Source organism: Jannaschia sp. Os4 (assembly GCF_016820245.1).
In the GTDB taxonomy this organism is placed as follows: Bacteria; Pseudomonadota; Alphaproteobacteria; order Rhodobacterales; family Rhodobacteraceae; genus Jannaschia.
In genome coordinates this window covers 223,242-246,937 of sequence record NZ_JAFCAR010000004.1, presented here as the reverse complement: position 1 = coordinate 246,937, position 23,696 = coordinate 223,242, and the positions used below count along the sequence as shown (strand labels likewise).

Annotated in this window: 22 protein-coding genes and 1 tRNA gene; 20 read left to right on the top strand and 3 right to left on the bottom strand. The window is 72.9% G+C overall.

What is annotated here, in order from left to right; translation table 11 throughout:
- The 18 genes from uppS (at nt 1) to JQC91_RS10025 (ending at nt 17,965) form a co-directional block, all read left to right on the top strand.
- Nucleotides 1-708: a polyprenyl diphosphate synthase gene (gene uppS / locus JQC91_RS10110; RefSeq protein WP_203286703.1), complete on the top strand. Its 708-nt coding sequence runs from the start codon at nt 1-3 to the stop codon at nt 706-708.
- Nucleotides 705-1,532 carry a phosphatidate cytidylyltransferase gene (locus JQC91_RS10105; protein WP_203286702.1) on the top strand — a complete coding sequence of 276 codons (828 nt, stop codon included), beginning with the start codon at nt 705-707 and terminating at the stop codon, nt 1,530-1,532. The genes uppS and JQC91_RS10105 overlap by 4 nt, the downstream gene beginning before the upstream one ends.
- Nucleotides 1,529-2,704, top strand: a complete 1,176-nt coding sequence (dxr, locus tag JQC91_RS10100; RefSeq protein WP_203286701.1) for a 1-deoxy-D-xylulose-5-phosphate reductoisomerase — start codon at nt 1,529-1,531, stop codon at nt 2,702-2,704. The genes JQC91_RS10105 and dxr overlap by 4 nt, the downstream gene beginning before the upstream one ends.
- A complete protein-coding gene (gene rseP, locus JQC91_RS10095) occupies nt 2,695-4,041 on the top strand; it encodes an RIP metalloprotease RseP (RefSeq protein ID WP_203286700.1) in 1,347 nt (448 codons plus the stop codon). The genes dxr and rseP overlap by 10 nt, the downstream gene beginning before the upstream one ends.
- A 176-nt stretch (nt 4,042-4,217) precedes the next feature.
- Nucleotides 4,218-4,367, top strand: coding sequence for a hypothetical protein (locus tag JQC91_RS10090; protein ID WP_203287615.1), 150 nt, complete (start codon nt 4,218-4,220; stop codon nt 4,365-4,367).
- 103 nt (nt 4,368-4,470) lie between these two features.
- Complete coding sequence (gene bamA / locus JQC91_RS10085) at nt 4,471-6,825, top strand: outer membrane protein assembly factor BamA (protein ID WP_203286699.1); 2,355 nt, start codon at nt 4,471-4,473, stop codon at nt 6,823-6,825.
- 1 nt (nt 6,826) lies between these two features.
- A complete protein-coding gene (locus tag JQC91_RS10080; RefSeq protein ID WP_203286698.1) occupies nt 6,827-7,447 on the top strand; it encodes an OmpH family outer membrane protein in 621 nt (206 codons plus the stop codon).
- 63 nt (nt 7,448-7,510) lie between these two features.
- A complete protein-coding gene (gene fabZ / locus JQC91_RS10075; RefSeq protein WP_203286697.1) occupies nt 7,511-7,984 on the top strand; it encodes a 3-hydroxyacyl-ACP dehydratase FabZ in 474 nt (157 codons plus the stop codon).
- Nucleotides 7,981-8,775 (top strand): acyl-ACP--UDP-N-acetylglucosamine O-acyltransferase, encoded by a 795-nt coding sequence (gene lpxA, locus JQC91_RS10070; protein WP_203286696.1) that lies wholly within the window; start codon nt 7,981-7,983, stop codon nt 8,773-8,775. Before fabZ ends, lpxA begins: the two co-directional genes overlap by 4 nt.
- Nucleotides 8,772-9,797, top strand: coding sequence for a UDP-2,3-diacylglucosamine diphosphatase LpxI (gene lpxI, locus JQC91_RS18260; protein WP_203286695.1), 1,026 nt, complete (start codon nt 8,772-8,774; stop codon nt 9,795-9,797). Before lpxA ends, lpxI begins: the two co-directional genes overlap by 4 nt.
- Entirely contained in the window at nt 9,794-10,939 is a 1,146-nt protein-coding gene (gene lpxB, locus JQC91_RS10060; protein WP_203286694.1) for a lipid-A-disaccharide synthase, read from the top strand. Before lpxI ends, lpxB begins: the two co-directional genes overlap by 4 nt.
- A gap of 40 nt (nt 10,940-10,979) precedes the next feature.
- A tRNA-Arg gene (locus tag JQC91_RS10055) sits at nt 10,980-11,056 on the top strand.
- Between the two features lie 20 nt (nt 11,057-11,076).
- Nucleotides 11,077-11,799 (top strand): RlmE family RNA methyltransferase, encoded by a 723-nt coding sequence (locus tag JQC91_RS10050; RefSeq protein ID WP_203286693.1) that lies wholly within the window; start codon nt 11,077-11,079, stop codon nt 11,797-11,799.
- 110 nt (nt 11,800-11,909) lie between these two features.
- Complete coding sequence (gene coaD, locus JQC91_RS10045; RefSeq protein WP_203286692.1) at nt 11,910-12,404, top strand: pantetheine-phosphate adenylyltransferase; 495 nt, start codon at nt 11,910-11,912, stop codon at nt 12,402-12,404.
- Nucleotides 12,405-12,640: 236 nt separating this feature from the next.
- Nucleotides 12,641-12,802: a hypothetical protein gene (locus tag JQC91_RS10040; protein ID WP_203286691.1), complete on the top strand. Its 162-nt coding sequence runs from the start codon at nt 12,641-12,643 to the stop codon at nt 12,800-12,802.
- Between the two features lie 80 nt (nt 12,803-12,882).
- On the top strand, nt 12,883-14,331 hold the full coding sequence (gene guaB / locus JQC91_RS10035) for an IMP dehydrogenase (protein ID WP_203286690.1): 1,449 nt from the start codon (nt 12,883-12,885) through the stop codon (nt 14,329-14,331).
- Complete coding sequence (locus tag JQC91_RS10030) at nt 14,332-15,543, top strand: RsmB/NOP family class I SAM-dependent RNA methyltransferase (protein ID WP_203286689.1); 1,212 nt, start codon at nt 14,332-14,334, stop codon at nt 15,541-15,543. It begins immediately after the preceding gene.
- A gap of 70 nt (nt 15,544-15,613) precedes the next feature.
- On the top strand, nt 15,614-17,965 hold the full coding sequence (locus tag JQC91_RS10025; RefSeq protein ID WP_203286688.1) for an ATP-binding protein: 2,352 nt from the start codon (nt 15,614-15,616) through the stop codon (nt 17,963-17,965).
- 1 nt (nt 17,966) lies between these two features.
- Here JQC91_RS10025 and JQC91_RS10020 read toward each other — a convergent pair whose 3' ends face one another.
- A complete protein-coding gene (locus JQC91_RS10020) occupies nt 17,967-18,545 on the bottom strand; it encodes a gamma-glutamyl kinase (RefSeq protein ID WP_203286687.1) in 579 nt (192 codons plus the stop codon).
- Between the two features lie 210 nt (nt 18,546-18,755).
- On the opposite strand from JQC91_RS10020, the gene recA reads away from it, so the two are divergent.
- Nucleotides 18,756-19,829 carry a recombinase RecA gene (gene recA, locus JQC91_RS10015; RefSeq protein WP_203286686.1) on the top strand — a complete coding sequence of 358 codons (1,074 nt, stop codon included), beginning with the start codon at nt 18,756-18,758 and terminating at the stop codon, nt 19,827-19,829.
- 300 nt (nt 19,830-20,129) lie between these two features.
- Here recA and alaE read toward each other — a convergent pair whose 3' ends face one another.
- Nucleotides 20,130-20,579 carry an L-alanine exporter AlaE gene (alaE, locus tag JQC91_RS10010; protein WP_203286685.1) on the bottom strand — a complete coding sequence of 150 codons (450 nt, stop codon included), beginning with the start codon at nt 20,577-20,579 and terminating at the stop codon, nt 20,130-20,132.
- A gap of 76 nt (nt 20,580-20,655) precedes the next feature.
- Here alaE and alaS point away from each other — a divergent pair, with 76 nt between their 5' ends.
- On the top strand, nt 20,656-23,295 hold the full coding sequence (gene alaS / locus JQC91_RS10005) for an alanine--tRNA ligase (protein ID WP_203286684.1): 2,640 nt from the start codon (nt 20,656-20,658) through the stop codon (nt 23,293-23,295).
- On the opposite strand, the gene JQC91_RS10000 is transcribed toward alaS, so the two are convergent.
- Complete coding sequence (locus tag JQC91_RS10000) at nt 23,292-23,696, bottom strand: cupin domain-containing protein (protein ID WP_203286683.1); 405 nt, start codon at nt 23,694-23,696, stop codon at nt 23,292-23,294. The genes alaS and JQC91_RS10000 overlap by 4 nt on opposite strands.

Below are 23,696 nucleotides of genomic sequence, written 5' to 3'. Positions count from 1 at the left end.
ATGAGCGAGCAGGGGACGCCACGGCACGTGGCGATCATCATGGACGGGAACGGGAGGTGGGCGCAGCAGAGGGGCCGCCCCCGCCTGCTGGGCCACCGCGCCGGCGGCAAGCGCCTCCGGCAGGTCGTCGAGGCGTGCCCCGGCCTCGGGGTGGAGTACCTGACGGTGTTCGCCTTCTCGACGGAGAACTGGAAGCGCACCCAGATCGAGGTGGCGGGGCTGATGAAGCTGTTCCGCCAGCATCTCGAGTCGGAGGCCAAGGGGCTGGAGGAGGCGGGCGTCTGCGTCCGCTTCATCGGCGACCGCGTCCGTCTGGAGCCGGTGCTCCAGCGCCTGATGGCGGAGCTGGAGGCGCGCACGGCGCACAACACGCGGCTCAACCTTACGATCGCGATCAACTACGGCGGGCGCGACGAAGTGGCGCGCGCGACCAAGCGGCTCGCGCGCGACGTGGCGGCGGGGAAGCTGTCGCCCGAGGAGATCACGGACGAGACGCTGCCCCGCTACCTCGACACCCACGTGCTGCCGGACCCGGACCTCGTGATCCGCACCTCCGGCGAGGCGCGCATCTCCAATTTCCTGCTCTGGCAGTCGGCCTATAGCGAGTACGAGTTCGTCGACACGCTCTGGCCGGACTTCACCCCCGACACCTTCGCGGAGATCCTCGGCCGCTTCGGAAGCCGCAGCCGCCGGTTCGGCGCCGCGTGAGCGAAGCGCTCCGCCCCAAGGTGCGCGGCCAGTTCGCGGACCTCGCGCCGCGGGTGGGGACGGCGGCGTTCCTTATGGGCATCGGCGTGGTCGCCGTCTGGGGTGGGACGCTGACCTTCGCGCTGCTGATCTCGGTCTGCGTGGCGGTCATGCTCTGGGAGCTCGCGACGATGCTGGGGGCGGGGCGCCGATCGCTCGCGCTCGGCGGGCTCGGCGGCGGTGCCGTGCTGGCCGCGTCGCTGCTGCCGCTCGGGATCGGCCTGCCGCTGCTGATGGCGGTGCCGATGGCGGGCATCGCCCTGATGCGCGTGCATCGCCGCATCTTCCTCGGCTTCGCCGTGGCGATCGTCCTCGCGGGGGTCTCGCTCACCGTGCACATGACCGATTTCGGGTGGCGCGCGATGCTCTGGCTCGTCCTCGTCGTCGTCGCCTCGGACGTCATGGGATACTTCGCCGGCCGGATGCTGGGCGGACCGAAGTTCTGGCCCAAGGTATCCCCCAAGAAGACGTGGAGCGGGACCGTCGCGGGCTGGGTCGGGGCGGCGATCGTCGGCGTGATCTGGGTGGTCTGGCTCGGGGGAGGGGTGCAGCTGATCGGGATCTCGGTCGCCCTCGCCATGATGGCGCAGATGGGCGACATCGCCGAGAGCGCCGTGAAGCGGAAGATGGGCGTCAAGGACTCGTCGAACCTCCTGCCGGGCCACGGGGGGCTGTTCGACCGGTTCGACGCGATGCTGGGCGCGGCGCTCCTGCTCTTGGTGATCGAGAGCTTCGGCGCGCTGCCGCTCCCGATGGCCGCCGACGTGGTCGTCGTCACCCGGTGACGCGCCGCATCTCCATCCTCGGGGCGACCGGCTCGGTCGGCCAGTCCACCATCGACCTGATCGCCCGGGATCCGGACGCCTACGACGTCGTGGCGGTGACCGGGGGCGGCAACGCCGAGGGGCTGGCGCGGGACGCGATCCGTCTCGGCGCCGAGGTGGCGGTCTGCGCGGACGACGGATGCCTGCCGGTCCTGCGCGATGCCTTGGCCGGCACCGGGATCGAGGCGGCCACGGGCCGGGCGGCCCTGCTGGAGGCCGCCGCCCGCCCCGTCGACTGGACCATGAGCGCGATCGTCGGCTTCGCCGGGCTGGAGCCGGGCCTCGCCGCGCTGGCGGCGGGGGGGACCCTCGCGCTGGCCAACAAGGAGAGCCTCGTCAGCGCCGGGCCGATCCTCCTCGCCGAGGCGGAGCGGCACGGCGCGACCGTGCTCCCCGTCGACAGCGAGCATTCCGCGATCTTCCAGGCGCTCGCGGGCGAGGACATGGCGTCGGTCGAGTCCGTCGTCGTCACCGCCTCCGGGGGCGGCCTCCGCGACTGGCCGCTGGAGCGCCTGTCCGCGGCCACGCCCGAGGAGGCCGGGCGGCACCCGAACTGGGACATGGGCAACCGCATCACGATCGACTCGGCCTCCATGTTCAACAAGGCGATGGAGCTGATCGAGGCGCACGAGCTGTTCCATCTCGACCCGGCCCGGATCGAGGCGGTGATCCACCCGCAGTCGCTGATCCACGCGCTCGTGCAGTTCCGCGACGGGGCGATGATGGCGCATATGGGGGCGCCCGACATGCGCCACGCCATCGGCTACGCGCTGCACTGGCCCGAGCGGCGTCACCTTCCGGTGGACCGCCTGAACCTCGCCGAGGTGGCCCGCCTCGATTTCCACGCCCCGGACCCCGTCCGCTACCCGGCGATCCCGCTCGCCTTCGAGGTGATGCGCGGCGGGGCGCTGACCGGCGCGGCGTTCAACGCGGCGAAGGAGGCGGCGCTCGACCACTTCATCGCGCGCGCGATCCGCTTCACCGCCATGGCCCCCTTGGTCGAGGAGGTGCTGCGGCGGATGGCCCCCCGCCTTGATGGGGACACGATCACCCTCGATATGGTCAGCGAAACCGACCGAGCGGCCCGCCGAGAGGCCGCGCAGATCGTCACGGAGCGGCCCGCATGGATCTGAGCCTCATCCCGCAGTTCGGCGGACTCGTCTGGACCTTGCTGGCCTTCGTGATCGCCCTGTCGATCATCGTCGCGATCCACGAGTACGGCCACTACATCGCGGGGCGGTGGTGCGGCATCAAGGCGGACGTGTTCTCCGTGGGGTTCGGCCCCGTGATCTGGAGCCGCGTCGACAAGCACGGCACGCAGTGGCAGCTCGCTGCGCTGCCCTTGGGCGGCTACGTCAAGTTCCGGGGCGACGCGAACGCGGCCTCCGCCGGCGCCGACGGCGAGGTGGCGGCGATGACCCCCGAGGAGCGCGCCCAGACGATGCCGGGCGCGGCCCTGTGGAAGCGCGCCGTGACGGTCGCGGCCGGGCCGGTCGCCAATTTTATCCTCTCCATCGCGATCTTCGCGGCCTTCCTGATGTGGTCGGGGCGCGCCGTCGACGAGCCGGTGGTCGGCGCCGTGGCCGAGCTGCCGCCGGACGTGGCCGCGCTGCGGGAGGGCGACGAGATCGTCAGCCTCGCGGGCCAGCCGATCGAGGCCATCGCGGACGTGTTCGCGGCCGCCTCCGATGCGCCGTCGCGGGCGACGATCCCCTACGTCGTCCGGCGCGACGGGGCCGAGCTCGAGATCGAGGCCGCGCCGCCGGTGCCGCCGCTGGCCTCGGGCGTCCAGCCCCGGTCCGCCGCCTACGACATCGGGCTGGAGCCCGGCGACTACGTGCGTGCCATCGACGGCGAGCCGATCCACGCGTTCTCCGACCTCCAGCGCATCGTGTCGGAGTCGGAGGGGCGCCCGCTCGCCCTCGACGTCTGGCGCCCGGGCGAGGGCGGCGGCGAGGAGCTCTCCTTCACGCTCGTGCCGCGCCGCATGGACCTGCCGACCGACGACGGGGGCTTCGAGACGCGCTGGCTCATGGGCATCCAAGGGGGCGGCCTGCTGTTCGAGCCGCTGACCGAGCGGATCGACCCGTTCACCGCGCTGGGGCAGGGGGCCGCGCAGGTCTGGAACGTGGTCTCCATGTCCGTCAGCGCGCTGACCCACATCGTCACGGGCCAGATCAGCACCTGCAACCTGTCCGGCCCCATCGGCATCGCCGAGACCTCCGGCGCCGCGGCGAGCCAAGGCATCGACAACTTCATCTGGTTCATCGCCGTGCTGTCCACGGCCGTCGGCTTCCTGAACCTGTTCCCGATCCCCGTGCTCGACGGCGGCCACCTCGTGTTCCACGCCTACGAGGCGGTCGCGGGCAAGCCGCCCTCCGACGGCGCGGTGCGGGTGCTGATGACCGTCGGCCTCGCGCTGATGGGCGCGCTCATGGTGTTCGCGCTGTACAACGACATCTTCTGCTGACGCGCGTGCCGGCGGCTTGGATCCGCCGACCACGCGTCCATCGGCCGGGAAGGGGTGCAGCGTGACCCTTCGGCAACGGCCCCCCCGCTCGGATTGGGGGCGACGGTCCGCACGATCGCCCCTCGCACGCCCCAGACTCGCCCGAATCCGGCGGCATCTCGATGGCCGAGCAACCGATGCCCCATTTCGAGGTCCGACCCATGTATCACGTCCAGAACGGCTATCGCGGCCTGTCCCTCTTCCTCGGGCTTAATATGGACCGGATGATCACGGTGCTGACCATCCTGATGGCGCTCCTCGGCGCGGCGTGGCTGCAGTCGATCTGATCGGCCCGGCGCGGCCCCCGCGTCCGCGGGCGCGCGCCTAGACAACCCCCGACCCCCCGGATACGACCTCTCCCAATGACTCCGGTTTTGGGGCGGATGGGACATGGACAGACGACGGGCGGCCTCGGGGGGGGCTGACCGGACGCGCATTTCGGCGTCCGGCATCTGGAGCAAGGCACGGCTCGGGGGGCTCTCGCTCGTCGCCGCGACCGCCATCGCGGGCATGGCCGAGGCGCAGACCTTCCGCTTCACCAACTTCGACATCCAAGGCAACCGCCGGATCGAGGACGCGACCGTCCTCGCGCAGCTCGGCGTAGCACCCGGCGCCCCGGTCTCGGCCGCCGCCCTCAACGACGGCTTCCAGCGCCTCCAGGCCTCCGGCCTGTTCGAGCGCGTCGAGATCGTGCCGCAGGGCGGCACCCTCGTGGTGATCGTCGAGGAGTTCCCGACCATCAACCGCATCGCCGTCGAGGGGAACCGGCGCATCGACGACGACGCCCTGCTCTCCCTCGTCGGAAGCCAAGCGCGCCGCGTCTACTCCCCCGAGCAGGCCCGCCGCGACGCGGCCGCGCTGACCGACGCCTACGCGGCCGCCGGTCGCCTCGCCGCGACCGTGACGCCCAAGATCATCGAGCGGTCCGAGAACCGCGTCGACCTCGTGTTCGAGGTGGCCGAGGGCCGCACCGTCGAGGTCGAGCGCCTGTCCTTCACCGGCAACCGCGCGTTCTCCGACCGCCGCCTCCGCCGCGTCCTCGAGACGTCGCAGGCGGGCTTCTTCCGGGCGCTGATCGGGTCGGACACCTTCATCGGCGACCGCATCGACCTCGACCGGCAGCTGCTGCGCGACTTCTACCTCAGCCGGGGCTACGTGGACTTCGAGATCCTGTCGGTGACCCCGGAGCTGAGCCAGTCGCGCGACGCCTACTTCCTGACGTTCCAGGTGCAGGAAGGGCAGCAGTTCCGCCTTGGCAACCTGACCGTGGTGTCCGACCTCCCCGAGATCGACGTCGCCGCCTATCAGGACCAGGTCCGCATCCGGCCGGGGCAGGTCTACTCGCCCGGCGCCGTCGAGCGGACCATCGACCGGCTGGAGCTCCTCGCGACCCGCGAGGGGCGGCAGTTCGTCCGCGTGGTGCCGCGGGTGACGCGCAACGACCGCGACCTGACGCTCGACATCGACTTCGTGGTCGAGCGCGGCGAGCGCCTGTTCGTCGAGCGCATCGACATCGAGGGCAACGCGACGACGCTCGACCGCGTGATCCGGCGGCAGTTCGACGTGGTCGAGGGCGACCCGTTCAACCCGCGCGAGATCCGCGCCGCCGCCGAGCGCATCCGCGCCCTCGGCTACTTCTCGCAGGCCGAGGTGACCGCGCGCGAGGGGTCCGGGCCCGAGCAGATCGTCGTCGACGTCGACGTCGAGGAGCAGCCGACCGGCTCGCTGGGCTTCGGCCTCAACTACTCGGTCGAGGGCGGCGTGGGCGTCGCGGCGTCCTTCGCCGAAACCAACTTCCTCGGGCGCGGCCAGACGGTGAACCTGTCGGTGAACACCGGCTCGCAGTCGGGCACCACGGCGCTCTCGTTCCGCGAGCCCGCCTTCCTCGACCGCGACCTCGGGCTGTCGTTCGGCATCTCCTACAGCGAGACGGACAACGACAACGCGACGTTCGACACCCGCACGGGCGCGCTGCGCTTCGGCCTCGACTTCCCCGTCGGCGAGTTCAGCCGCCTCGGCGTGTTCTACAGCTACGCCGACGACAAGCTGACGGCGAACGATCCGGGCTCCATCTCCCCGATCCTCGAGGCGGACGCGGGCCCCGGCGTCGTGACCTCGGCCATCGGCTACGAGTACAGCTTCAACACCATCGGCGACGGGCTCGACCCGACGCGCGGCGTGGCGCTGTCGTTCGGGCAGGAGTTCGCGGGCGTCGGCGGCGACACCAACTTCATCCGCACGACCGCCTCGGCGGTGGGCCAGCGGACCTTCCGCAACGAGGAGGTGACCCTCCGCCTCGGCGTCGAGGGCGGCGCGCTCACGCAGCTCGACGACGAGAACTCGCGCGCGACGAACCGCTTCTTCAACAGCCAGCGGGTCATCCGCGGCTTCCAGTCCCGCGGCATCGGTCCGCGCGACGACGGGGCCGAGGACGACGACGCGCTCGGCGGCAACTACTTCTTCGCGGTCCGCGCGGAGGCGCAGTTCCCCATCGGCCTGTTCCCCGACGAGTACGGCATCTCGGGCGCGGTCTTCGCCGACGCGGGGTCGGTCTGGGGGCTGGACGACACGGCGGGCGCGTCGGGCACCGTGGACGACGAGTTCTTCCTAAACTCGGCCGTCGGCGTCTCGCTGCTCTGGGACACCCAGATCGGGCCGCTGCGCTTCAACTTCAGCCGCGCCGTCAACAAGCGCGACTTTGACATCGAGCAGAACTTCGACCTGACCATCGAGACGAGGTTCTGACGTGACCCGCCGCGCCGCCGTCCTGGCGGCGGCGTTGGCGGCCGCCGCGGGGCCCGCTCCCGCGCAGGCCCCGCCCACCGACGCCGCCGGCCTGAGCCTGCCGCAGATGGCCGTGGTCGTGCTCGACCGCGAGGCGCTCTACGCGGGGTCGCTCTTCGGGCAACGGGTCCGCGCGGACGTCGACGCGGCCCTCCGCGCCTTGGCCGCCGAGAACCGCCGCATCGAGGCCGACCTCGAGGCGGAGGAGCAGGCGCTGACGGACGCCCGCGCCGAGACGGACACGGACGCGTTCCAGACCCTCGCGCGCGACTTCGACGCACGGGTCGAGGAAATCCGCCGCACGCAGGACGCCAAGGAGCGCGGCATCACCTCCGCCAACGAGCGGGCGCAGGCGCGGTTCTTCGAGCTGGCGACGCCCGTTCTGTCCGAACTCGCGCGCGAGAGCGGGGCGCTGGTGATCCTCGACCGCCGCATCGTCATAGCCGCCGCCGATCAGGTCGACATCACCCCCGAGGCCATCGAGCGCGTCGACGCCGCCTTGGGGGAAGGGGAGGGCATCGCGACCGACCCGCCGGCGGAGGACGCGGCCCCCGCGCCGGGCGGGGCGCCCGCCGCCGACTAGCCCCGCGCTTGCCGCACCGCCCCCGCCTTGGTAGGCGCGGCCAACCGACAGGAGGGCCCGCCGATGACCCGAGACACGCCGCGCGAGGCCGACATCGACCTGATCCAGCGGATCATCCCGCACCGCTATCCGTTCCTGCTGGTCGACCGCGTCGTCGACATCGAGCCGAACGCCTCGGCGCGCGGGATCAAGAACGTCACCTTCAACGAGCCGCACTTCCAAGGCCACTTCCCCGGCGCCCCGATCATGCCCGGCGTGACCATCGTCGAGGCGATGGCGCAGGCGGCGGCCGTCATGGTGGGGGTCAGCAACGACCTCGCCGACAAGGACTTCCTCGTCTACTTCATGGGGATGGAGGGCGTGAAGTTCCGCCGCAAGGTCGTCCCCGGCGACGTGCTCTGGCTCGACGTCGAGGTCACGCGCGGCAAGCCCGGCGGCAAGGTCTGGAAGTTCCACGGCGTCGCCCGCGTCGGGGACGAGGTCGCCTGCGAGGCCGACTTCACCGCCATGATGGACATGCCCAAGGCCTCGGCATGATCGACCCCTCCGCCACGGTCCACCCTTCTGCGGTCGTCGAGGCGGGCGCCCGGATCGGCCCCGGCTGCACGGTCGGCCCGTTCTGCGTCATCGGCCCGGAGGTCGTGCTGTGCGAGGGCGTCACGCTGCGCTCCCACGTGGTGGTCGCTGGCGACACGCGGATCGGCGACGGCACGACGATCTTCTCGTTCGCCTGCATCGGGGAGATCCCGCAGGACAAGAAGTTCGGCGGCGAGCGGACCACGCTGCGCATCGGCGCGCGCAACCGCATCCGCGAGCACGTCACCATGAACCCCGGCACCGAGGGCGGGGGCGGCGAGACGCGGGTCGGCGACGACGGGCTCTTCATGGCGGGCTGCCACGTGGCCCACGACGCCCGAATCGGCGACCGCGTGATCCTCGTGAACAACGTGGCGATCGCGGGCCACGTCATCGTCGAGGACGACGTCATCGTCGGCGGCCTGTCCGGCGTGCACCAGTTCGTCCGCATCGGCCGGGGCGCCATCATCGGCGCGCTCTCGATGGTTACCGCCGACGTGCTGCCGCACGGGCTCGTGCAGGGACCGCGCGCGCAGCTCGACGGGCTGAACCTCGTCGGCCTCAAGCGGCGCGGCGTCGCCCGCTCGGAGATCCAAGCCCTGCGCGGCGCGCTTCAGATGCTCCGCCAGGGCGAGGGCACCTTCGCCGAGCGCGCGCGGCGGCTGGAGGACGAGTACGACAGCGACCACGTCCGCGACCTCGTCCGCTTCGTGACCGGGGCAAGCGACCGCCACTTCCTGGTGCCGCAGTGAGCGCGTCCGAGGGACGCGTCGCCCTCGTCGCCGGGGAGGGCGCGCTGCCCGGCCTCGTAGCGTCGGCCCTCGGGCGCGGGGGGCGCGCGTGGGGCGCCTACCACATGGAGGGGCATCCGCCGAAGCAGGTCGGCCAGTCGCGCCCGTTCCGCCTCGAGCGGATCGCGGACCTGCTGGACCGGATGCGCGCGGACGGGATCACCGAGGTCGTCTTCGCGGGCCGGGTCGCGCGCCCCGCCATCGACCGCCGCATGGTGGACGACGCCTCGGCCCCCCTCGTGGACCGCCTGTCCGAGGCGATGCGCCTCGGGGACGACGGGTTGCTCCGCGAGGTCGTCGCCGCATTCGAGGGGGCGGGCTTCCGCGTCCTCGGCGTCGCCGACGTCGCGCCCGCCTTGGCCGAGGTGCCCGAGGTCGGCGCCCCGTCCGAGGCCGACCGCGCCGATCTCGAACGCGCCCGCGCCGTCCACGCGGCGATGGCCTCGGTCGACCTCGGGCAGTCCTGCGTCGTGGCGGGTGGCCAGGTGCTGGGCGTCGAGGCCCTGCCTGGGACGGACTTCCTCTTGGCGTCGCTCGCGCGCAGGTCGGGGGCAGGGGTCGCCCCCGCCCCGCCGGTTCCCGCCCCGCCCACGCCGAGCGCCCCCGTGGGTCGCACGGTCCCCGCCCGCAGCCCCCAGGCAGGCCGCCCCGTCCCGTCGCCGGTCCGCCCGGCCCCCGAGGCGCCGGCGCGCTCCGGGGTCCTCGGCGGGATGGTGGACTGGCTCTCCGGCAGCGCCGCGCCCGCCGTCGAGCTGCCGGACTTCCCGCGCCCCGAGGGTGGCGTCTTCTGGAAGGCGCCCAAGGCCGGGCAGGACATCCGCGTCGACATGCCGGTGATCGGTCCCGACACCCTGCGCGCGGCGCGGCGTGCCGGGCTCAACGGCGTCGCCGTGCAGCGTGGCGGCGTGCTCGTCCTCGACCCGGAGACCTGCGCCTCCCTCGCGCGCGAGGGCGGGATCTTCCTGATCGCCGTGGATCCGTGAAGGCCGTCCTCGTGGCGGGCGAGCCGTCGGGCGACCGCCTCGGGGCAGCGCTGATCGACGGGCTCCGCAGGCTTTCCCCGGACCTCGACCTGTCCGGCGTCGGGGGGGCCGCGATGGCCGAGGCCGGCATGCCGAGCCTCTTCCCCATGGAGCGGCTGTCGGTGATGGGCCTGACCGAGGTGCTCCCGCGACTGCCCGAACTCTTCCGCCTGCGCGACCGGGTCGTCGAGCACGTCGTCGCGACCGAGCCGGACGTCCTCGTCACGATCGACAGCCCCGATTTCGGCCTCCGCGTCGCCGCCCGCGCGGCTGCGCGCGCGCCCGCGACGACCCGCGTCCACTACGTCGCGCCCTCGGTCTGGGCGTGGCGCCCCGAGCGGGCCGAGCGCATGGCCCGGACCGTCGACCACGTCCTCGCGCTCCTCCCGTTCGAGCCACCCTACATGGAGCGGGCGGGCGTCGCCTCGACCTTCGTCGGCCACCCCGTCGCCACCATGCCGCTCTCCACGCGCGACGGCGCGCTGGCGTGGCGGCAGGAGGCGGGCATCGAGGGGCGCACGGTCCTCGTCCTCCCCGGCTCCCGCCGCGGCGAGGTCGCGCGCCTCGCCCCCGTCTTCGGCGCCGCGCTGGAGCGCCTGCCGGACGACGTGCGGATCGTGGTCCCCACCGTCGCCCCCGTCGAGGACGCCGTCCGCGCCGCCACCCGGGGTTGGAAGGGCCGCCCCCTCGTGGTGTCCGGCGACCGCGCCAAGCGCCACGCCTTCGCCGCCGCCGACGCGGCGCTCGCGGCCTCCGGCACGGTGAGCCTCGAGCTGGCGGCCAACGGCGTGCCGATGGTCATCGCCTACGACATGTCGTGGCTCACGTGGCAGATCGTCTCGCGCATGGTGAAGGTCGACACCGCCACGCTCGTCAACCTCGTGACGGGACGCAACACCGTCCCCGAGTTCCTCGGCCCCGCCTGCAGGCCCGGCCCCATCGGCGAGGCCCTGAACCGCCTCCTCGTCGTGCCCTCCGAGCGGGAGCGGCAGCTCGCGGCGATGGACGCCTGCATGGAGGCCCTCGGGCGCGGCGGCGAGGCGCCCGGCCTGCGCGCGGCCCACGCCACCCTCGCCGCCGTCGAGGCCAAGCGCAGCGCGTGACTTGCGCGCCGCCCCGCGCGGGTCCATACGCCCCCCAGAGGCACCCATAGCTCAGCTGGATAGAGCGCTGCCCTCCGAAGGCAGAGGTCTCAGGTTCGAATCCTGATGGGTGCGCCATCCCCTCCCGAGGGAGCCGCATGGCCAAGCCCCCTAAGAAAGGCACCTCCGGACGCGGCCAGCGCGACCTGAAGGTCCGCGTGAAGTCCGCGCGGGGCCGCAAGCTCTCCTCGACGCGCTGGCTGGAGCGCCAACTCAACGACCCCTACGTGGCCCGCGCCCGCGCCGAGGGCTACCGCGGCCGCGCCGCGTTCAAGATCATGGACCTCGACGACCGCTTCGGCTTCCTCAAGCCGGGGGCGCGGGTCGTGGACCTCGGCTGCGCGCCGGGCGGATGGCTCCAGGTCGCCGTGCCCCGCATCAACGCGCTCGGCGAGCGGGCGAACAAGCCCATGGGCCGCATCATCGGCGTCGACCTGCAGGAGGTGGAGCCGGTGCCGGGCGCCGAGATACACCAGCTCGACTTCATGTCCGACGGTGCGGACGCCTTCATCAAGGCGGAGCTCGGCGGCGAGGCCGACGTCGTGATGTCCGACATGGCCGCCGCGTCCTCGGGCCACAAGGCGACCGACCATCTCCGCATCGTGGCCTTGGGCGAGACGGCGGCGGAGCTCGCCTTCGACGTGCTGGCCGAGGGCGGCACCTTCGTCGCCAAGGTGCTTCAAGGCGGGGCCGAGGGCGAGCTGCAGGCCCGCCTCAAGCGCGGCTTCGACAAGGTCGCGAACGTGAAGCCCGACAGCAGCCGGTCGGACTCCTCCGAGAAGTTCGTCGTGGCCACGGGCTTCCGCGGCCGTGGCGCCTAGGCCGTCGAGCTAGACTAAACGCCCCGCATGTCCGGCCCCGGCGGGCCGCGCGGCTTGCCCCACGCGCGCGCGCATGCGACCCAATCTCTGCACGACCGAGGAGGGCGGCCATGCGCACGGGCCTGTACCCCGGCACCTTCGATCCGATCACGAAGGGCCATGCCGACATCATCAAGCGGGCCTGCCGCCTCGTGGACCGCCTCGTGATCGGGGTGGCGATCAACCGCGAAAAGGGACCGCTCTTCTCGCTGGAGGAGCGGGTGGCGATGGTCGAGGCCGAGGCGGCGCAGTGGGCCGACGAGGCGGGCTGCGAGATCGTCATCCACCCGTTCGAGAACCTGCTCATCGACTGCGCGCGCGACGTGGGCGCCCAGATCATCGTGCGCGGCCTGCGCGCGGTCGCGGACTTCGAGTACGAGTATCAGATGGTCGGCATGAACCGCGCGATGGACGACACCATCGAGACGGTCTTCCTGATGGCCGAGGCCCAGCATCAGGCCATCGCATCGAAGCTCGTGAAGGAGATCGCGCGGCTCGGCGGCGACGTCTCCGCCTTCGTCACGCCCGAGGTGGTCGCGGCCCTGCGGGCGCGGCAGCGCCGCTGACGCGACCCCGGCGTTGCGCCGATGCGGTGGGTTCGCCGCACCGGCGCCCCGTTTGACCGGAGCCCGCCGCGATCCCGGCACGTCCGCGACGGAGGCGCGTCGATCCCGCGCGGGCGGCGGGGCGGAGCGTCCCCTTCCGAAGAGTTGGGCCCACTCCCGGCACGGAACGGACGCCCGCCCGGCAGCGGCGCGCCACCGCCCCCCTCCATCGTGGCTCCATCGAACAGGAGCCCACGATGACCCCGATCCAGCACATCCCCGCCGACGCCGCCGCCATCCGCACGCTCCTCGCCTCGCCCCTGATGGCGCACGCCCCGGTGCCGACGGCGACCGGCTTCGCCGCCCGGCCCGCGGCGCCCGCCCGTCCCGCCGCCGACTGCTTCGACTTTGCCTTCTGATCCGCGCCGCAGGCCTTCCCCCCTCCCGGCATCCATGAGACAGGGGGTCGCCAACCGATCCCCTCCCAAGGATGCGCCCCATGGAGATTCGCGAGGCCCTCACCTTCGACGACGTGCTGCTCGTCCCCGCCGAGAGCGCCGTGCTGCCCGGCACGGCGGACACGCGGACGCGCGTGACCCAGCGCATCGCGCTGAACATCCCGCTGCTGTCCTCGGCGATGGACACGGTGACCGAGAGCCGCATGGCCATCGCGATGGCGCAGGCGGGCGGCATGGGCGTGATCCACCGCAACCTCGACGTCGCGCAGCAGGCGCAGGAGGTCCGCCGCGTGAAGCGGTTCGAGAGCGGGATCGTCTACAACCCCGTGACGCTCCGCGCGGACCAGACCCTCGCCGACGCCAAGGCCCTGCAGGAGCGCTACCGCGTGACCGGCTTCCCCGTCGTCGACGCGGACCGGCGCATCGTGGGCATCGTGACGAACCGCGACATGCGCTTCGCGACGGACGACGCGACGCCGGTCCACGCGATGATGACCTCCGACGACCTCGCCATCCTGCGCGAGCCGGTGGACACCGCCGAGGCGCGCTCGCTGATGCACGCGCGCCGGATCGAGAAGCTGCTCGTCGTGAACGCGGACGGCAAGCTGACCGGCCTGCTGACGATCAAGGACCTCGAGCAGGCGGTGCTGAACCCGCACGCCTGCAAGGACGAGCTCGGGCGGCTGCGCGTGGCGGCGGCGACCACCGTGGGCGATGCGGGCTTCGAGCGGTCCGAGGCGCTGATCGACGCGGGCTGCGACCTGATCGTGATCGACACGGCGCACGGCCATTCCGAGGGGGTGGGCCGCGCGGTCGAGCGGGTGAAGGGCCTCTCCAACGATGTGCAGGTGGTCGCGGGCAACGTCGCCACCGCCGAGGGGACGCGCGCCCTGATCGGCGCGGGCGCGGACGCGGTGAAGGTGGGCATCGGCCCAGGCTCGATCTGCACCACCCGCATCGTGGCCGGGGTGGGCGTGCCGCAGCTCACGGCCATCGCCGACAGTGCGTCGGCTGCGGGGGACGTCCCCGTGATCGCGGATGGCGGCATCAAGTTCTCGGGCGACTTCGCCAAGGCCATCGCGGCGGGGGCGTCCTGCGCGATGGTGGGCTCCATGATCGCGGGGACCGACGAGAGCCCGGGCGAGGTGATCCTCTACCAAGGCCGCTCGTTCAAGTCCTACCGCGGGATGGGCTCGATGGGCGCGATGGCGCGCGGATCGGCCGACCGCTACTTCCAGAAGGACGCGGCGACCGACAAGCTCGTGCCCGAGGGGATCGAGGGGCAGGTGCCCTACAAGGGCTCGGCCGGCGCGGTGATCCACCAGCTCGTGGGCGGCCTGCGCGCGGCGATGGGCTACACCGGCTGCGCGACCGTCGACGAGATGCGGACGCGCTGCGCCTTCGTGCGGATCAGCGGGGCGGGCCTCAAGGAGAGCCACGTCCACGACGTCCAGATCACCCGCGAGGCGCCCAACTACCGGGGCGCCTAGATGACCCCCGGCGCGCGGGTCGCGGCGGCCATCGACATCCTCGGCGCCGTGCTGCGCGGCGCGCCCGCCGAGCGCGAGCTGACCCGCTGGGCGCGGGGCGCGCGCTACGCGGGGTCGAAGGACCGGGCGGCGGTGCGGGATCTCGTGTTCGACGCGCAGCGGCGGCTGCGGAGCGCGGCGTGGCTCGGCGGGCAGGGGGACGTGCCTGTCGCGGGGATGGACGCGCGGCGCGTGGTTGTCGGGCTCCTGCGGGGGCGGGGGGAGGATCCGTCGGTCGTGATGGACGGCGGGGGGCACGCGCCGCCGCCCCCGCGCGACGACGAGGCGCCGATGCCGGGGCCGATGCCGCCGGGCGTGCGGGCCGACCTGCCGGACTGGGCGTGGGAACGGCTCTGCGCCGATCACGGGCCACGGGCGGACGCGCTGGCCCAAGCCCTGCGCCACCGGGCGCCGGTCCACCTGCGGGCGAACCGTCCGAAGGCCTCGGGCGAGGAGCTGGCGGCGCGGCTGCGGGCGGAGGGCTACGACGCGGCGCCGATCGCGGATGCGGCCGTGGAGGTGCGGGGGGCGCCGCGGGGGCTCGACCGGACGGGGGCCTTCGCGGACGGGTGGTTCGAGCCGCAGGATCTCGGGAGCCAGATGCTGGTGGAGCGGCTGCCCTTGGCGGGCGTGTCCACGATGCTCGACCTCTGCGCGGGGGGCGGCGGCAAGTCGCTCGCCCTGGCGTCGCGGGCGCCGGACCTCGCCATCACGGCGCATGACCGCGATCCCGGGCGGCTGGCGCCGCTGGCCCCGCGTGCGGCGCGGGCCGGGGCGGCGGTGCGGTCCCGCGCGGAGATCGGCGGCGCGGAGCGGTTCGACATGGTGGTGGCCGACGTCCCCTGCTCGGGGTCGGGCGCGTGGCGCCGCGCGCCGGGGGGGCGGTGGAATCTCGGGGAATCAGACCTCTACGACTATGCTGCAGTGCAGAAAGAGCTGCTCGAACGGGCGATCGACCTGACGGAGCCGGGCGGCGTCACGGCCTACATGACCTGCTCGCTGTTCGAGGCGGAGAACGGCGCGGTCGTGGACGAGGTGGTCGTGGGCCGCGGGGACGTCGAGGAGGTGGAGCGGTTCGCGACGGGCCCCCTCGCGGCCGAAGGGCGCGCGGACGGGTTCTTCCTCGCGGTGTTGCGCCGCGACCGCGGGTCGCCGCGGGCGCGTGGAGGTTAACAGGCCGTTAACCATACGGTTCGTTAACCTGTCGGCGCTATACGACGATTCCCTTGCCCAAGGTCCGCCCATGCCGACCCGATCCGATGCCGCCCCCCTCGCGGGTGGGGCCAAGCCCAGCGCGCCGCGCCTGCCTTCGGGCCCGGCGGCGTGGACCGGCGCGCTCCTCGCGGCGGGATGCCTCGCGGCCGCCGGCGGGACGCTCGGCCCCCCGGAGGTGACGCGCGGCGCGTGGATGACGGCCGCGGCCCTCGCCGCGGCGGGCCTGCTGCCGACGCTCGTCGCGTGGGCGCTGCGGCGGCGCGCGGCGGCCCGGCTGGAGCGGCTTCTGTCCTACCTCGCCCACGACGCGCATCCGGCCTTGGTGTCGGATGCGGACGGCACCGTGTCGGGGGCCAACCCCGCGGCGCGGGAGCGGCTCGGGGCGCGCCGGGGCGGCGCGCTGGCCGATGCGCTGGGGCAGGCGGTGGAGGATCCGCACGGGGTCGCGCACCGGCTGCGCGTGTGCCTCGACGCGGGGCTGGAGGCCCGCGAGGACGTGGAGACGCGGCGCGGCAACCTGCGCGTGACGGCGACGCGCGTGCCGGACGGCACGCTGTGGCGGATCGACCGGCTCGAGCCGCGGGCCGCCTCGGGCGGGGGCGGCGCGCTGCCGTCGATGACCGTCAGCGACGGCGGCACGATCCTGTGGATGAACGCGACGCTGCGCGACATGCTCGGACGCCGCCCCAAGCGGCTGTCGGAGGTGGTGCCGGGCCCGGCCCCGACCCGGTCCGGCGCGGTCCACGAGGTGCGCTTGGGCGACCGCACGGAGGGGATGCGCCTGATCCTTTCGCCGGACTCCGACGGGCGGCGGCAGGTGTTCCTGCTCCCGGCGGACGAGGCCGGCTCGGAGGAGGGCGAGGTGCTCGACGCGCTGCCGATCGCGGTGCTGCGCCTCGACGCGCGGGGCCACGTGACCGGGTCCAACCGGATGGCGAAGCTGCTGCTGCCGCGCGTCCGCGAGAGCGGCGCGACGCTGTCGGGGATGGTCGAGGGCCTGGGGCGGCCGGTGCGGGCGTGGGTCGAGGAGGCCGCCGCCGGACGGAGCGAGCACAAGGCCGAGACGGTGCGGGTCACGGACAGCGTGCCCGACCTCTACCTCCAGATCACCTTGGCGCGGGCCTTGGGCCACGACGGGGCGGAGGCGGGCCTCGTCGCCGTGCTGTCCGACGCGACCGAGCTCAAGACGATGGAGGCGCAGTTCGTCCAGTCGCAGAAGATGCAGGCGATCGGGCAGCTTGCCGGCGGCGTGGCCCACGACTTCAACAACCTGCTGACCGCGATCTCGGGGAACTGCGACCTGCTACTGATGCGCCACGGGGCGGACGACCCGTCCCACGACGACCTGATGGAGATCCACCGCAACGCGGGCCGGGCGGCGGCGCTGGTGGGGCAGCTGCTCGCGTTCTCGCGCAAGCAGACCTTGGAGCTGACGGACGTGGACCTCGAGGATACGCTCGCGGACCTGACGCATCTGCTCGACCGTCTCGTGGGGGACAACGTCCGGCTGACCTTGGCCCACGGGGAGGGGCTGCGCCCGATCCGGGGGGACCGGCGGCAGCTGGAGCAGGTGGTGGTGAACCTCGTCGTCAACGCGCGGGACGCGATGCCGGGCGGCGGCGACGTCCGGATCGAGACGGCCCTGCACCGGCTGGACGCGCCGCTGGCGCGGGACCGGGCGACCGTGCCGCAGGGGGACTACGTCGTGATCTCGGTGGCCGACGAGGGGAGCGGCATCCCGCCCGACCGCCTGTCGCGCATCTTCGAGCCGTTCTTCACCACGAAGCGGCCCGGCGAGGGCACGGGTCTGGGCCTCTCGATGGCCTACGGGATCGTCAAGCAGTCGGGCGGCTACATCTTCGCCGACAGCGAGGTGGGGCAGGGGACGGTGTTCCGCATCTTCCTGCCCGCGCTCGCCTCCGGGGCGGACCCCGTCCCCGTCCCGCCGGAGGAGGACGGGACGCGCACGGTGCCGCCCACGCCGATGCCGACGGCCCGGCGAGCGGCGGAGGAGGGGCCGGTGGTCCTGCTCGTCGAGGACGAGGCGCCGGTGCGCGCCTTCGCGTCGCGGGCGCTGCGGATGCAGGGCTACGCCGTGGTCGAGGCGCCGGACGCGGAGGCGGCCTTGGCGCATCTCGCGGACGGGGCGGCGAAGGTGGACCTGATCGTGACGGACGTGATGATGCCGGGGATGGACGGCCCCACGTGGGTGCGGCGCGCGCTGCGCGACCGGCCCGACATGCGGACCGTCTTCGTTTCGGGCTACTCGCAGGACGCGCTGTCGGACGACGCGGCGCCGGTGCCGAACTCGACCTTCCTGCCCAAGCCCTTCTCCTTGGCGGAGCTGACGGCGACGGTCGCGCGGGTGCTGGAGGGCTGAGCTAGGACGCGGCCGCCCAGGTCTCGAACTCCTCCGCGCGCTCGGCCTCGAGGCGGGCGCGGATCGCGGGCGAAAGGTCGACCTGCCCCCCGGGCGACACGTTGCGCCGCTCGAGGTCGATCGGGCGGTCGAGCCGGTCGGACAGGAACGCCACGAGCCGGTCCATCGCCTCGTAGCGGAACAGGTGGTCGACGCCGCCCTCGAGGAACTTGGCCTGCCGTCCGACGCGCGCGTGGGGCGGGGGGTCGTCGCGGAGCCAGTCCTCCACGAAGCGGTCGAAGGGGATCCCGGCGGTGGAGTTGGGCGTGCCGTCGATGTCGGGTCGGGCGCGGTAGCGCCACCACGAGCCGAGCCAGTCCACCGGCTCGCGGGCGCAGGCCACGAGCGCGAGGGGGCGGCGGCCCTTCTGCTCGAAGAAGGCGCTGCACTCGCGCCGCCATTTCGGCACGGTGCAGTGCTTGAGGCCCGGCGGGTTGAGGATGGCGACGTCCGCATGGGGGGCGAGGGCCGCCTCCAGCGCGGTGGTGCCGGTCTTGGGGACCGCGAGGAGCACGATCCGCGCCTTCCAGAACACCAGCATTCCCGCCCTCCCCGCGCCGTCGGCAACGTCCTCTTAACCTCCATGCGGGACAAGCGGAACGGGGCCGGATTCGGGGCGGATTCGTGCTCATTCCGGGGGGTCTCCCGGTTGCTTTCGTTCTTGTTTCGTCCCATATGTGCATCCCGAACGGAACGGGAACGAAACCGGCGTTGCCGAGGGGGCGACGCAATGCGAGAAGGCCAGTGAACAATGGCGACAGCGAACCTTATCGACATGGCTGAGAAGCGGACGGCGGAGAAGCAGAAGGCCCTCGACAGCGCGCTGGCGCAGATCGAGCGGCAGTTCGGCAAGGGCTCCATCATGAAGCTGGGCAAGGACAGCCCGGCGCAGGACATCGAGGCGACCTCGACCGGGTCGCTCGGCCTCGACATCGCGCTCGGGATCGGCGGGCTGCCCAAGGGGCGGATCGTGGAGATCTACGGGCCGGAATCGTCGGGCAAGACGACGCTGACGCTCCACGCCATCGCCGAGGAGCAGAAGAAGGGCGGCGTCTGCGCCTTCGTGGACGCGGAGCACGCGCTCGACCCGCAATACGCCCGCAAGCTGGGCGTGGACCTCGACGAGCTGCTGATCTCGCAGCCGGACACGGGCGAGCAGTCGCTCGAGATCGTCGACACGCTGGTGCGCTCGGGCGCGGTGTCGATGGTGGTCGTGGACTCGGTGGCCGCGCTGATCCCGCAGAAGGAGCTGGAGGGCGACATGGGCGACAGCGCGGTGGGCCTCCACGCGCGGCTGATGTCGCAGGCGATGCGCAAGCTGACGGGCTCCATCTCGCGCACGAACTGCATGGTGATCTTCATCAACCAGATCCGGATGAAGATCGGCGTGATGTTCGGCTCGCCGGAGACGACGACGGGCGGCAACGCGCTGAAGTTCTACGCCTCGGTGCGCCTCGACATCCGCCGCATCGGCTCGGTCAAGGACCGCGACGAGGTCGTGGGCAACCAGACCAAGGTGAAGATCGTCAAGAACAAGGTCGCGCCGCCGTTCAAGGTCGTCGAGTTCGACATCATGTACGGCGAGGGCATCTCCAAGATGGGCGAGATGCTGGACCTCGGCGTGAAGGCGGGCGTGGTCGAGAAGTCGGGCGCGTGGTTCTCCTACGGGGACGAGCGCATCGGACAGGGCCGCGAGAACGCCAAGCAGTTCCTGCGCGACAACCCCGCCGTGGCGCGGGAGCTGGAGGACAAGATCCGGGCCGCGCACGGCTTGGACTTCCAGATGACGCAGGACGACAAGGACGACATCCTCGATCCGGAGTGATCGGATGCCGGAGGCGCCCGCGCGGCGCCTCCGGTCCCCCATTGGGGGGAGGGCCGGAGTTCGGGCGGGCGGTCTTCGGGCCGCCCCGTCCGCATTTCGGCGGGGTCGTCGGCGGGCCGCCCCGTTCGCGTTCGGGTGGGCCGGTCCGGGGCGGTTGTGCGCCGGCGGCCTGTGGCCGGGGGCGGGTCCGTCGCGGGCGGGCGGTCCGGGGCGGCGATCCGGCCCGACCGCACGGACCGGAGGAGGCGATCCGCTATGGGCGAACGGCCCGGTCCGGCGCTGCCCGCGGCGGCGTCCGCGTCAGCCGCCGGGCGACATGGGGGCCATGCCGCCGGGCGGCAGGCCGAAGCGGGCGCGCACCCAGTCGAGGAACAACCCGTAGGGCCGCCCGAGGCAGAGCATGATCGCCGCCGCGCCGAGCGCGCCGCGCCAGAGCTCCGCCCCCGTGGCGCCCCCCGTCCAGATGATCGCGACGTAGATCGGCACTTGGAACGCCATCAGCGCGGCGGCGTCCCAAAGGGCGCGGGCCATCCCTGTCGCGGCGGTCCGCGCGAGCAGCCAGTCGCGCCACATCCCGTAGGGCCGGGCGGTCAGCACCATGAGCGGCGCGCCGATGGTGCGCGCGGTGGCCACCTCGGCCCACGACATGCCCGCGACGAAGCGCTCGTTGAGGATGCCGGTGACCGTGAAGAACACGACCAGCGCCGTGGTGTCGGCCATGAAGTCGCGGGAGGGGCGGGGCAGGGGCATCGCTCGCCTTTACGGTGGGGGGACGCGGCGGTAAGCCCGGCATCCGATCCCCGAGGCTAGCGAAAGACCGCCCCCGATGCCCAGCCTGAACGACATCCGCTCGACCTTCCTCGACTACTTCGTCCGGCAGGGCCACGCGGCGGTGCCGTCGAGCCCGCTGGTGCCGCGCAACGACCCCACGCTGATGTTCGTCAACTCGGGCATGGTGCAGTTCAAGAACGTGTTCACCGGGCTGGAGACGCGGCCCTATTCCCGGGCGACGACGGCGCAGAAATGCGTGCGTGCGGGCGGCAAGCACAACGACCTCGACAACGTGGGCTACACGGCGCGGCACCACACCTTCTTCGAGATGCTCGGCAACTTCTCCTTCGGGGACTACTTCAAGCACGAGGCGATCCCCTTCGCGTGGGAGCTGGTGACGAAGGAGTTCGGGATCGACCCGACCCGCCTGCTGATGACGGTCTACCACACCGACGACGAGGCCCACGCGATCTGGCGCAAGGTCGGCGTGCCCGACGACCGGATCATCCGGATCGCCACGGACGACAACTTCTGGCGCATGGGGCCGACCGGCCCGTGCGGGCCGTGCACCGAGATCTTCTACGACCACGGCGACCACATCCCCGGCGGCCCGCCGGGCAGCCCGGACGAGGACGGCGACCGGTTCATCGAGATCTGGAACCTCGTCTTCATGCAGAACGAGCAGCACGCGGACGGGACGCTGACGGACCTCGCGGCGCAGTCGATCGACACCGGCATGGGGCTGGAGCGGATCGGGGCGCTGCTGCAGGGCAGCCACGACAACTACGACACCGACACGATGCGCGCGCTCATCGAGGCGAGCGCGAACGCCACGTCCACCGATCCGGACGGCCCCTCGAACGTGCACCACCGGGTGATCGCGGACCACCTGCGCTCGACCTCGTTCCTGATCGCGGACGGGGTGCTGCCGTCGAACGAGGGGCGGGGCTACGTGCTGCGCCGGATCATCCGCCGCGCGGTGCGCCACGCGCATCAGGCCGGGGCCAAGGACGCGCTGATGCCGATGCTGGTGCCCGCGCTGGTGCGCCAGATGGGGGCGGCCTACCCGGAGCTGAGCCAAGGCGAGGCGATGATCACCGAGACGCTGCGCGGCGAGGAGGAGCGGTTCCGCGGCACGCTGGAGCGGGGCCTGCGGATGCTGGACGACGAGGTCGGGCGGCTGGCCGACGGCGCGGCGCTGCCGGGCGACGTGGCGTTCCGTCTCTACGACACGCACGGCTTCCCGCTGGACCTGACGCAGGACGCGCTGCGCGAGCAGGGGCGCGACGTGGACGTTGCCGGCTTCGACGCCGCGATGGCCGAGCAGAAGGCGCGGGCGCGGGCGGCGTGGAAGGGCTCGGGCGAGTCCGCCGACGCGGAGGTGTGGTTCGAGATCGCCGACGAGGTTGGGCCGACGGAGTTCCTCGGCTACGACACGGAGACCGCCGAGGGGCAGGTCGCCGCATTGGTCGTGGACGGGGCGCGGGTGGACGAGGCCACGGGCACGGTCGCCGTCGTGGTGAACCAGACGCCGTTCTACGCGGAGGCGGGCGGCCAGGTCGGGGACACCGGGGTCGTCCGGACCGACACCGGGGCCGCGCGGATCACGGACACGCGCAAGGCCAACGGGGTGTTCATCCACATGGCCGAGGTGACCGAGGGGTCGCTGAAGGTCGGGCAGGACGTGGTGCTGGAGGTCGACGCGGGCCGGCGGCAGGACATCCGCGCGAACCACTCGGCCACGCACCTGCTGCACGAGGCGCTGCGGGCGGCGTTGGGCGAGCACGTCGCGCAGCGCGGGTCGTTGAACGCGCCGGAGCGGCTGCGTTTCGACTTCAGCCACGGGCAGGGGGTGTCGCTGGAGGAACTGGCGCGCGTCGAGGCGGAGGTGAACGGCTACATCCGCCAGAACGCGGCCGTGTCCACGCGGATCATGACGCCGGACGACGCGCGGGCCCTCGGCGCGCAGGCGCTGTTCGGGGAGAAGTACGGCGACGAGGTGCGGGTCGTGTCGATGGGCCGCGCCGAGGGGTCGGGCAAGGGCGCGGACGGAGACACCTACTCGCTGGAGTTGTGCGGCGGGACGCATGTGCGGCACACGGGCGAGATCGGGGCCTTCGTCACGGTGGGCGAGAGCGCGATCTCGTCGGGCGTGCGCCGGATCGAGGCGCTGACCGGGCAGGCGGCGATGGACTACTTGCGCGGGCAGGACCACCGGCTGGCCGAGGTCGCCGGGATGTTCAAGGCGCGTGCCGAGGAGGTGCCGGAGCGGGTGCAGGCGCTGCTCGACGAGCGCAAGGCGCTGCAGCAGGAACTGGCGCAAGCCAAGCGCGACCTCGCCATGGCGAAGGGCGGGGAGGCCAAGGACGTCAACGGGTTGAAGGCCGTCCTTCAGGTAGTCGAGGGCGTGTCCGGCAAGGAGTTGGCGGCGCTGGTGGACCAGCAGAAGTCGGCCCTCGGGTCGGGCGTCGTGGTGCTGATCGCGGACACGGGCGGAAAGCCCGCCGTCGCGGTCGGCGTGACGAAGGACCTGACCGACCGGCTGTCGGCGGTGGACGTGGTGAAGGCCGCCGTGGAGGCGCTCGGCGGGCGCGGCGGCGGCGGGCGGCCGGAGATGGCGCAGGGCGGCGGGGCGGACGTGTCCAAGGCCGACGCCGCGCTGGCCGCCGCCGAGGCGGTGATCGCGGACCGCTAGGCCGGGTCTGCGGCGAAGTCCGCGTCCGAGACGGGGTCCATCCAGTCCGCCGTCTCGCCGCCCTCGGGCTGCTGGATGGCGATGTGGGAGAGGCCCGTCTCGGGGGCGGCGCCGTGCCAGTGCCGCTCGCCCGGGGCGAAGCGGACCACGTCGCCGGGGCGCAGCACGACGGGGGGCTGGCCCTCGGTCTGCGCCCGCCCGCAGCCCGCCGTGACGATCAGCACCTGACCGCGGGGGTGGGCGTGCCAGTGGGTGCGGGCGCCGGGCTCGAAGGTGACGTGGATCGCGGCAGTCTCGCCGTCGGCCACGCCGGTGACGAGCGGCTCCATCCGGACGCGGCCGGTGAAGTTGTCGGGGGATGGCGTGCGCGAGGGGCGGTCGCCGGGGCGGAAGTGGTCCAT